This is a genomic window from Micromonospora sp. DH14, from assembly GCF_029809455.1.
Taxonomy (GTDB): domain Bacteria; phylum Actinomycetota; class Actinomycetes; order Mycobacteriales; family Micromonosporaceae; genus Micromonospora; species Micromonospora parva.
This window is the reverse complement of sequence record NZ_JARVKT010000087.1, coordinates 1-255: the sequence shown is the minus strand read 5'-3', so window position 1 is coordinate 255 and position 255 is coordinate 1. Positions and strand designations below refer to the sequence as shown.

General features: G+C 66.7%; 1 pseudogene. It reads left to right on the top strand.

Features of this window, described 5'->3' with window-relative positions:
• Nucleotides 1–255: pseudogene (locus tag QCZ28_RS34455) on the top strand (transposase); the annotation flags it as partial.

The window sequence follows — 255 nt, the reverse complement described above, 5'->3', positions numbered from 1 at the left end:
CCCTGCTCATCGTCTATCAACTGCTGCACACCGCCATGGTCGACGCCACCGACAGTCGACCCGGTCTCGACCCGGACCGGGCCAGCTTCACCACCGCCCTGAACACCGCCCGCGACCAAGTCGTCCACGCCGCCGGCATCATCACCGGCACCGTCATCGACCTGATCGGCGCCATCGGCGCCGCCGTCCTGGACAACCTGCTACCCGACCGCCGAACCCGCACCAAAACCCGCATGATCAAACGCTCGAACAGCA